14 protein-coding genes are annotated in these 9,188 nt (G+C 46.5%); 9 read left to right on the top strand and 5 right to left on the bottom strand.

Annotation, left to right across the window (positions count from 1 at the left end):
- The first annotated feature begins 553 nt into the window (after window positions 1–553).
- From A3751_RS22405 to hisI, 4 genes are all read left to right on the top strand, one after another.
- Window positions 554–934: an ATP-binding cassette domain-containing protein gene (locus tag A3751_RS22405; RefSeq protein ID WP_068490336.1), complete on the top strand. Its 381-nt coding sequence runs from the start codon at window positions 554–556 to the stop codon at window positions 932–934.
- A 126-nt stretch (window positions 935–1,060) separates the two neighbouring features.
- Complete coding sequence (locus tag A3751_RS22400) at window positions 1,061–1,294, top strand: hypothetical protein (RefSeq protein ID WP_068465744.1); 234 nt, start codon at window positions 1,061–1,063, stop codon at window positions 1,292–1,294.
- Between the two features lie 3 nt (window positions 1,295–1,297).
- On the top strand, window positions 1,298–1,888 hold the full coding sequence (locus A3751_RS00960) for a metal ABC transporter permease (RefSeq protein ID WP_082862977.1): 591 nt from the start codon (window positions 1,298–1,300) through the stop codon (window positions 1,886–1,888).
- A 54-nt stretch (window positions 1,889–1,942) separates the two neighbouring features.
- Window positions 1,943–2,350: a phosphoribosyl-AMP cyclohydrolase gene (gene hisI, locus A3751_RS00955; RefSeq protein ID WP_068451168.1), complete on the top strand. Its 408-nt coding sequence runs from the start codon at window positions 1,943–1,945 to the stop codon at window positions 2,348–2,350.
- A gap of 71 nt (window positions 2,351–2,421) precedes the next feature.
- On the opposite strand, the gene A3751_RS00950 is transcribed toward hisI, so the two are convergent.
- Window positions 2,422–3,132, bottom strand: coding sequence for an FKBP-type peptidyl-prolyl cis-trans isomerase (locus tag A3751_RS00950; RefSeq protein ID WP_231871873.1), 711 nt, complete (start codon window positions 3,130–3,132; stop codon window positions 2,422–2,424).
- Window positions 3,133–3,251: 119 nt separating this feature from the next.
- Complete coding sequence (locus tag A3751_RS00945) at window positions 3,252–3,743, bottom strand: peptidylprolyl isomerase (protein WP_068451165.1); 492 nt, start codon at window positions 3,741–3,743, stop codon at window positions 3,252–3,254.
- A 199-nt stretch (window positions 3,744–3,942) separates the two neighbouring features.
- On the opposite strand from A3751_RS00945, the gene A3751_RS00940 reads away from it, so the two are divergent.
- The 3 genes from A3751_RS00940 to A3751_RS00930 are packed head-to-tail and all read left to right on the top strand — an operon-like array spanning window position 3,943 to window position 6,407.
- Window positions 3,943–4,326: a YbaN family protein gene (locus A3751_RS00940; protein ID WP_197466074.1), complete on the top strand. Its 384-nt coding sequence runs from the start codon at window positions 3,943–3,945 to the stop codon at window positions 4,324–4,326.
- A gap of 20 nt (window positions 4,327–4,346) precedes the next feature.
- Window positions 4,347–5,279, top strand: coding sequence for a ribosome biogenesis GTPase YlqF (ylqF, locus tag A3751_RS00935; RefSeq protein ID WP_068451160.1), 933 nt, complete (start codon window positions 4,347–4,349; stop codon window positions 5,277–5,279).
- An 18-nt stretch (window positions 5,280–5,297) separates the two neighbouring features.
- Complete coding sequence (locus tag A3751_RS00930; RefSeq protein WP_068451157.1) at window positions 5,298–6,407, top strand: YafY family protein; 1,110 nt, start codon at window positions 5,298–5,300, stop codon at window positions 6,405–6,407.
- A 1-nt stretch (window position 6,408) separates the two neighbouring features.
- Here the strand turns inward: A3751_RS00930 and A3751_RS22020 are convergent, their stop codons facing one another.
- Together A3751_RS22020 and yfbR are read right to left on the bottom strand one after the other, a co-directional pair.
- Entirely contained in the window at window positions 6,409–6,552 is a 144-nt protein-coding gene (locus tag A3751_RS22020; RefSeq protein WP_156492152.1) for a hypothetical protein, read from the bottom strand.
- Window positions 6,553–6,654: 102 nt separating this feature from the next.
- Window positions 6,655–7,239 carry a 5'-deoxynucleotidase gene (yfbR, locus tag A3751_RS00925; protein ID WP_068451154.1) on the bottom strand — a complete coding sequence of 195 codons (585 nt, stop codon included), beginning with the start codon at window positions 7,237–7,239 and terminating at the stop codon, window positions 6,655–6,657.
- Window positions 7,240–7,322: 83 nt separating this feature from the next.
- Here yfbR and A3751_RS00920 point away from each other — a divergent pair, with 83 nt between their 5' ends.
- Window positions 7,323–7,910, top strand: a complete 588-nt coding sequence (locus tag A3751_RS00920; RefSeq protein WP_068451152.1) for a DNA-3-methyladenine glycosylase I — start codon at window positions 7,323–7,325, stop codon at window positions 7,908–7,910.
- 55 nt (window positions 7,911–7,965) lie between these two features.
- The gene (locus tag A3751_RS00915) at window positions 7,966–8,511 is read left to right on the top strand and encodes a DUF924 family protein (RefSeq protein ID WP_068451150.1); all 546 of its coding nucleotides are present in this window, start codon (window positions 7,966–7,968) and stop codon (window positions 8,509–8,511) included.
- A 5-nt stretch (window positions 8,512–8,516) separates the two neighbouring features.
- Here A3751_RS00915 and queE read toward each other — a convergent pair whose 3' ends face one another.
- A complete protein-coding gene (gene queE / locus A3751_RS00910) occupies window positions 8,517–9,167 on the bottom strand; it encodes a 7-carboxy-7-deazaguanine synthase (RefSeq protein WP_369819959.1) in 651 nt (216 codons plus the stop codon).
- Window positions 9,168–9,188: the final 21 nt, after the last annotated feature.

Below are 9,188 nucleotides of genomic sequence, written 5' to 3'. Positions count from 1 at the left end.
AGAAGAATAATATGGGTGAGAAAGAGTTTGGGGGTTGATTCATGTTCTTCTCGAATCGTTTGCCACTCTCTATCGGGGTGAGTCAAAATACCGAAAGTGTGCAGTATACTCATAGTGCCTCCGCTGATTGTTGTTTTTTGGCTGCCACTTAAGTGTTTACCCTTTAACCAGTTGCGTCAAGGAACTAAACGCACTATTTGTATAAAAAGCGCACAAAATGAATCTGTTTTGAACAAAAAGCAACCAACTACCGAAACAAATTAGTTGTTGAAGCCGATGTCTTCAACCATGAATGACAACTTGTCTCAATTTAATGACCTTACGTTCGATGAAGATGCCTGGTTCTGTTTGAGTTGTCGGCGGTATCTGAAGTTAGTTTCCCTTAAATTGCTTTCAACACTTCGATCCTCTAAGAACTTGGTCGATTTTTCAGGTAGTCTGCATGCCTCGTCGCTCTCTTATTGAAATGGGTATCATCCAGCGCCTTGCTATAGCACTAGGCGTAAGTGCTTCGTTGTGGGTTTTGTATATCTCTTTGAGCCACTAAGATCCCATGAGTATTTCCGTCGATAATGTGACCTTGGGTTACGACCTCCATCCTGCCGTTCATCACCGGTCTCTTGAAATCGAAGAAGGTTCGATGGTCGCGCTCGTTGGGCCAAATGGTGCGGGCAAGTCGACGCTTCTCAAAGGGATTATGGGGCAGCTAAAGTTGTTGGGAGGTTCGATTTCCCTTGGACAGCTTAACCACTCTCAAATCGCCTATTTACCGCAGCTAAGTCAAGTTGATCGGAGTTTCCCTATTACCGTGCGTGAAATGGTTGCGCTCGGTGCTTGGGGAGTGCTGGGTGCTTTCAAATCAGTGAGTGAAGAGCAGCAGAAATCGGAGCATCTCGCCTTGCACCAATTGGGCTTGGAAGGGTTTGAGCATTGAATGATCGATACGCTTTCTGGAGGTCAGATGCAGTGAGTCCTCTTTGCGCGACTACTTTTACAAAAAACAGAACTGATTTTACTCGATGAGCCGTTTACGGGGGTTGACGCGCGCACCAGTGCAGACTTGATTACTCAGATAAAGCGTTGGCAAACCGACGTAAAAACGATTGTAGCCGTGCTGCATGACCTGCACCAAGTCAAGGCACATTTTCCGACAACGTTGCTGCTTTCCCGAAGAGCAATTGCTTATGGCCATACCAATGGTGTGCTAACCGAAGAAAACTTGCAAAGAGCATCTCAATTTAATGAGGCTTTTGACGATCATGCAGAGCCATATGTGGTGGTTGGAGAGCATTAGTTGATGTTGGACTTGTTTCTGCAACCTTTTGTCGAGTTTGAATTTATGCGTCAGGCTTTACTTGGTTGCTTGGCCATTTCCGTGAGCGCAGCACCCGTTGGTGTGTTTTTGATGCTTCGTCGAATGGGTCTGACGGGTGACGTCATGGCCCATGCAATTTTGCCGGGTGCCGCAGTCGGATTTTTAGTCGCAGGCTTATCTACCGAAGCCATGACTCTTGGAGCGATTATTGCGGGCTGCTTGGTCGCGTTGTTATCCGGTATTGTTTCTCGATCAACCAACGTTGCCGAAGATTCAAGCATGGCCGCTTTTTACCTAATTTCTCTAGCGCTTGGCACTTTAATGTCGGTAGGAGTGATGATTTTGCCTGCGGCAATGATGCGCTATTGGCTACGCAATTTGGATGCGCTACTCCTTGGATCAATGATTAGTGCGATTATTGCGTGTGAAATGTGCTTGCTAGCATCGTATTATGTCGCGTGGCCAAGTGGTCCGGCTATTATTTTGTCGCTTGGTTTTGGATATGTGTTGTCGTTCGTATTTGGTTTGAACGGTGGCCTCGTTTCTGAACTATCGAGGCAGAAAACCATCTAAGTGCCTAGCTGCCAGATGTAAAGAAACGACGTATTTATTAAAAGAGGATCCGCTGTGAAGGCATGGTTTAAGTCAATTGAAGGTGATCAAGAGGGCAGTGAGTTTGCGCTTGCTAAAGTGTTGGAAGAGTTAAGCTTTGACAACCAAGGTTTGATTCCTGTGATTGCACAGGATGCTAAATCGAAAGATATTTTGATGTTTGCTTGGATGAATCGCGACGCCTTAGAAGATACCTTGAAGACAGGAAGAATGTGTTACTGGTCTCGTTCTCGAAACACGTTATGGCGAAAGGGCGAAAGCTCGGGGCATGGGCAACAGCTAGTTGAATTGAGAACAGACTGCGATGGGGACGTCTTGCTTGCATTGATTGAGCAAGCCGGTGCCGCATGCCACACTCATCGGCGTTCTTGTTTTTATCTCAAATTCGGTGCGCAATCGGTGAAAATTGACTCAGGGCCATAGTGAATATGTCCCGCATTAAAAAAGCCGTCTCAATGAGACGGCTTTTTCTTTGTATACAGGCTGAGCTCGAGCTAGCTCTTTTTCACTTCGATTAGTTCAACTTCAAATAGAAGAGTTTCATTCGGGCCGATAGAGCGATTGCCATTTGGACCGTAAGCAAGGTCCGAAGGAATAAATAGTTGCCATTTAGAGCCAGTAGGCATGAGTTGTAGCGCCTCTGTCCAGCCTGCAATCACGCCATTCACCGGGAATGTTGCAGGTTGACCGCGTTCAACGGAGCTGTCGAATACTTCACCGTTAATGAATGAGCCGGTGTAGTGAACTGTGACGGAATCTGATGCACTTGGTTGAGGACCTTTTCCTTCGGTTAGAACTTTGTATTGCAAGCCGCTTTCCAGCGTTACAACGCCTTCTTTGTTTTTGTTCTCAGCTAGAAATGCATCACCGATCTTTTTGTTTTCTTCGCCCTGTTTCTGGAGGTTGGCGATCTGCTGTTGCTGCATTTCACGTTGATATTCCGTCAGGATTTGAGCAATCTCTTCGTCGCTCAACAGCTGAGGCTCACCGTTAAAAGCAGTCTTCATTCCGTTTGAGAATTGGTCGAGGTCAATATCACCAAGCTCATTACGCATTCGTTGGCCAAACATCACTCCGAATGCATAGCCGATTTGTGCTTCTTTACTTTCGAATTTGTTTGCAGCGCTCTCTTCTGCGATTGCGACTGACCCAACACTCAATGCGCTCGCAGCGATAAATGGCAAGGCAAGTTTTTTCATGTTCATATCAATAATCCATAGTTCTGTGCCGCCTGACCGACAAGCTCAACCGACTTTCTTATAAGAAGACTCAAAACCTTAAGCCTTTTAAGGCCTTACATCTACATTTCGAACATTAGGACTTGTTAATGGTGGTGGCCGCCAACACCGTGTGCATGACCGTGCGCGAGTTCTTCTTCCGTTGCGTCGCGGATGGAGACGATTTCGATATCAAAGCTTAAGTCTTTGCCCGCAAGAGGGTGATTTGTATCGATGTCGACATTGAACTTTCCTGCCTTGATGACAGTGGCTTGGCGAACGCCTTGCTCAGTATTGATATTTACTGTCATACCTGGCTTCAGTCGAGCGTTCTGTTTTTTGTCGCCCATTAGATGCTTCAGCGGAATGCGTTGAGTCGCGCCTTCTTGGCGTGGGCCATAAGCGTCAGCAGCGTTGATGTCTGCGGTAAACGTATCCCCTTCTTCCTTGCCTTCCATTGCGCTCTCAAGACCCGGGATAATATTACCATGCCCCTGTAAATACGCGACTGGATCGCCATCGCGGGAGTTTTCAATTTCTTGCCCCTCATGGCTTAAACGATAATGGAATTGAACTACGCTATTTTTTGATATCGACATGAATGTTCTCCTTAAAAAAGCGGTATTGTATGTTCTATGTCTGTGGAAGCCTAGAAAGTGGGTATAAGAAAGTGAATTCGCTGGTTTTATCCTTCAACTAATGAGCGCTTTTCGCGATGAGAGCTTATTTGAAACTAGCCAGTTTGGTACTATGCGGCAGAATATAAGTTCGCCCATCATACATGCGAAGGCAGTCGGCGTGGATAAGCTTCAAAAAAATATTGTGGTACGAGTCAGCCTCATAGCGACAGGCTGTTTGTGTGTGGTACTCGGGATTATTGGCTTGTTTGTACCAATGATGCCTGGTGCTGTGTTTTTAATTTTGGCTGCATGGTGCTTCGCTCGATCTTCAGAGCGTTTTCATGACGCTCTTTTGGCTAATCGTTATCTCGGACCACAGATTAGAGCTTGGCAGGGAGGCCTCGGTTTTCAGCGACAGTTAAGAACGAGAATCTTAGTGATAATGTGGTTGAGTATGGCCTTGTCCGTTACATTGGTGGCTAAACTATGGTTTGGTCTCATCATTTTAAGTTGTGGCGTTGCCACGACACTCTTTATTTTAAAACAACCTGTCTACGATTAAGAGCAAGGAACATTCGCGCAATGGCGATTAACTGGTTTCCCGGGCACATGCATAAAGCCCGCAAAGAAATAAAAAAAGTGATGTCAGAGGTCGACGTCGTTATTGAACTATTAGATGCCCGCATTCCGTTTAGTTCATCTAATCCTTTGGTGGGTAACTTGCGTGGTGAGACTCCTGTTATCAAACTATTAAACAAAGCTGATCTTGCTGACCCGAAAACGACTGAAGCATGGCAGGCTCACTTAGAGAAAGATAAGGCGGTTAAAACCCTAGCGCTCTCTGCAACAACAGACAGTAAAGCGAAATTGATTGCGAATCTTTGCCGCAAGCTTGCTCCACAGAAAGTAGACACTGATAAAGGCATAAGCGCCATGATTATGGGCATCCCAAACGTTGGCAAATCGACCTTGATCAATAGTCTGGCAGGTAAAAGTATTGCCAAGGTAGGTAATGAGCCTGCTGTTACAAAGCGACAGCAGAAGATCAAGCTTGATAACGGCATTACGCTTTCGGATACCCCCGGAATTTTGTGGCCGAAGCTTGAGCCCGAAACCTGCGGTTATCGCTTAGCGAGTACTGGAGCAGTAAAAGACACCGCAATGGAATATGAAGACGTTGCGTGGGAGTGTCTCAAAGAACTAAGAATTCTCTATCCGGATGCCATTATGCAGCGTTTCGGTTTGTCGGATGTTGCCACCGATGAATATTCTTTGCTCAAGGAGATTGGCACCAAACGAGGGTGTTTAAAAAGCGGTGGTATTATTGATGAGCATCAGGCCGCAACGATTTTTTTGCAGGACCTTCGTAGTGGAAAGCTTGGTCGTTTGACTCTTGAAACGCCGGAGATGATGGAGGCGGAGATGGCTGAGTTTCGCGCAATGATCCAAGCCAAGCGTGAGCAGGAGGAGCAAGAAAAGCTGGCTAAACAGGAACAAAGGGCTGGGAAATCTTAGTGGGGGAGTAGCTCGCGCGTGAAAACATTTATTAGGCGTCTTGAAATTCTACATTACCTTCAACAACGACATGCTGCGCGTTTGGAGCCGGTTTCGACCGATACGATTATTCAGCACCTTATTGATGGCGAATATGTTGGTGACTCTGAACGAGAACCAAAAAGTTTGCTGCGCTTGATTCAGCGAGATCTTAAATTCCTGCTTGGCGACTATGATGAGGAGGACGACAGCTATTTAAACAATTTTGGCCTAGAGGTGACTCGCGGGCGGGGGAAAACCCAGCTTTGGTCGCTCGACCCTTATCAGCAGGTTAGCTACGACTTTGAGAAAATGCCTGCCTATATGGCATTGGCTCTGACGGTTACGCGAAAGCATTTAAAGCAGGTCTTGCCGAGCTCTACTCAGCAAGAATTAGCGCAGGTGTTTTTTAATGCTGAGAATCGACTTCAGCAAGCGCAGAACAAGTTGAGCGCAAAGCAATACTCTCGCCTTGGTAATGCCGTAGAGTTTTATCAACGTGGTCAGAGCTTACGAAGCCCCGATTTTGATATGACCGTGCTCGATCGCATCTATCAAGCGATCTTGAAAGGTAAGCGTATTCGCTTTAGTTATCAGGGGGGGCAAGGTAAAAGAGATTATGATGTGCATCCGTTTGGGGTCACAATCATGTTGCCGAAGCTGTACCTTGTTGCAGTTAAAGACGATGCGATGAAAGCTGGAAACCAAGAAGACTACCGGAGTTTTTTGGTTCACCGTATCCGGGATCTCGAGGTTTTACCGCTAGCGAATTCGGTTCCTGAGGATTTCCAGTTAAAGGATTATCTAGACTCGGGCAATATGGATGTTGCGATTGATCGAGACCATAGTTTTTACGAATTGGAAGTGGAGCTTTATACCGAAGCCAAGAGCAATTTGTTACGTGATCTGCAAGATAGCCCTTTGAATGAAACGCAAACCTTGGTGGAAGTCTCTACGGGTGTTTGGCGTTTGAGTGCATCCGTAAAAAGAACTGTTCAGTTGCGAACTTGGTTATTAGCTTTGGGTGCGCAGGCAAAAGTATGTGCCCCTAAAGAGATTCGGAACGACTTAGTTTCTTACCTGAGCACCATGCAACAAAACTACTCATAGCTTACATCGGCTCAACAAGTACCAGTCGCATCTGTCGCCCTTCAAAGATTTCGCTGATTGTGTTTCTCGCCGTTTGAATGCTATCTGCTTTTACGCGGAAACGGAATTTAGTGCCTTTCTGTGTGAATGCGTTAACTCGAAACATGTTTCTTCTCCTGCCATTTGATTGGTTTTGTCTTACGACAGGATCAAGAATAAGTATTAAAGCGACATTTTGTGTCTCGTTGTATTGAGAGACTTGTTCTTTTTACTTTAGGAGATGGTCTAGGCTCTTTTTGTACGCTGGCGCAAAGTTCTCCAAAAAATAGACCACTTCCGGCTGGCTATCTTCTTCTAAACGGCGCCTTATCTCCTGCTCTGCATGTTCGAATTCTTTGTTGCCTGCTCGCAACTCTGCTTGGCATTTTAATAAGGCCGAGAGTCTGTCGGCTGCCTTTAACAAACGCTGGTATGTTTTTGGGAGATTGTGCTCAATGAGCACTTGACTAAAATCTGCCTGCATTTCCGTGGGAAGAAGGTCGAGTAGCTCTTGCTCCGCACGCGCCTCAACGCCTTTATAAGCTTCACGCATCGCATCGCTGTGATACTTTACTGGCGTTGGCATATCACCGGTAATCACTTCGGTGGCATCATGATATAGGCCGCACGTCGCAAGGCGATATGGATCTAAAGGGTCTTCGGGGTTCTGGATATTATGAATAACACCCAATACATGGGCCAGCGTACCTACTTCCCAAGAATGTGTCGCTACGTCTTCGGGGATTGCGTTGCGCATAAGGCTCCATCGACGAATCCAGCGTAGTCGACTGATGTAAGCGAAGAAATGACTCATACTTTTAAAACCCTAAGTGACATATGTTGTTCAGGTTGCTTACGATAACAGAGGCTATTCGATAGAAACACAGGATCAGAGAGATGACAGAAGCGATTGCTCAAGAAAACCAACAGCGTTGCCCTTGGTGTGGGGATGATCCCTTGTATCAGGCCTATCATGACAATGTTTGGGGAAGGCCTGTGTATGATGATCTAGAACTGTTTGAAAAGCTCTGCTTAGACGGACAGCAGGCTGGTTTGAGCTGGATAACTATTTTGCGAAAACAAAGCACTTACCAGGAAGCCTATGATAATTTTGACCCTTACAAGATCGTGCAGTATGACCAAGAAAAGTGTGATGCGCTTATCCAGAACCCCGGAATCATCCGCAATCGGTTGAAAATTCAGTCCATTATCAAGAACGCAAAGGGATTTATTGCGTTTGCCGAACGGGAAGAGAGTTTTAGTGGGTTTCTCTGGGGTTTTGTCGACGGGGCGCCGGTTCAAAACAGCTACCGTAGTATGGCTGATGTCCCGACAGAGACGGATGCGTCACGAGCCATGTCTAAAGCGTTAAAAAAGCGTGGTTTTACCTTCGTTGGCCCAACTATCTGCTACGCTTTCATGCAAGCTGTCGGCATGGTGAACGATCACCTCACGAGTTGCCCGCAATGGGAGGCTTGCCGATAACAAGTTTCAAGTACTGGTTGATTAAAGGAACGATTGAAACGAATTGGTGAAGCAAATGGACAAGAACATCGAAAACGTTTTGCACTTTTGGTTTGAAGAGCTTGAGCCCCGTCAGCATTGGGTGAAAGATGCGACTTTAGACGAGAATATAGCGGCGCGTTTTGGCGCTCTGCATGATCAGGCCAAAAATGGTGCGCTTGATTCTTGGCGCTCCACGGCTAAGGGGCGGCTCGCTGAAATCATTATTCTTGATCAGTTTTCGAGAAATATTTACCGTGATGAGTCTGAGAGCTTTGCGTGCGATCCGATTGCACGAAGGCTTAGTATTGAAGCGATTCAATCGGGTGCAGATAAAGAGCTGTCTGTTGATCAGAGGGCATTTCTTTATATGCCATTGATGCACAGTGAGGGCAAAGAAGACCATCAGCTCGCGCTGAAAGTATTCGATCAGCCCGGATTGGAGAACAGCCTTGATTTTGAACGTCGTCATTGGCGAATTATCGAACGCTTTGGCCGCTACCCCCATCGTAACGATTTGCTCGGTCGAGTATCCTCGCCAGAAGAGCAACGTTTTTTAACGGAACCGGGTTCGCGCTTCTAAAGGCGTTAATCGATCTCTAAAATTTTGTGCAATTGCAATGTGAGTCGCCATTTAGGGTTTGCAAGGCAATAATCTAGGGCGCGTTGGGTGTTCATTCGTTTTACACCATCGACCCCTTGTTCTGGAGGGATTGGACTTGCTTTTGGACTTAGAAAGAAATGCGCGCAATCGAAGTTGCTGAATCGCTCGGGCATAGCGGCTTCTTGTGGATAGACCAGTTTTAGCTCATCTGCGCGCTCAAGGACCAGTTTCGAATCGGCCTTGGGGCTGATACAAATCCAATCTATTCCATTCGGTGCTCTCAGAGTGCCATTTGTCTCAACGGCCACTTCAAAATCAAGTTGATGCATTTGCTCGACAAGAGCCTCATCGAGTTGCAGCATCGGCTCTCCGCCGGTAAACACCACATAGGGAGAGCCTTCTTTACCGTGAGGCCAAAGTTGAGCGATAGCCTTGCCTAGATCAAGCGCTGTTTCAAAAACGCCTCCGTTCTGGCCATCGGTTCCGAGAATTTCGGTATCACAGAAATTGCATACGGCATCTGCACGGCTATCTTCTCGACCATTCCAAAGATTACATTTGCTAAATCGACAAAATACCGATGCTCGTCCTGCACGAGCGCCCTCGCCTTGGAGACTGTAAAACATTTCTTTCACTTTGTAGCTCAAGGCATACCT

The sequence above is a fragment of the Oleiphilus sp. HI0080 genome, from assembly GCF_001635135.1.
This window is presented reverse-complemented; position numbering and strand designations above follow the sequence as displayed.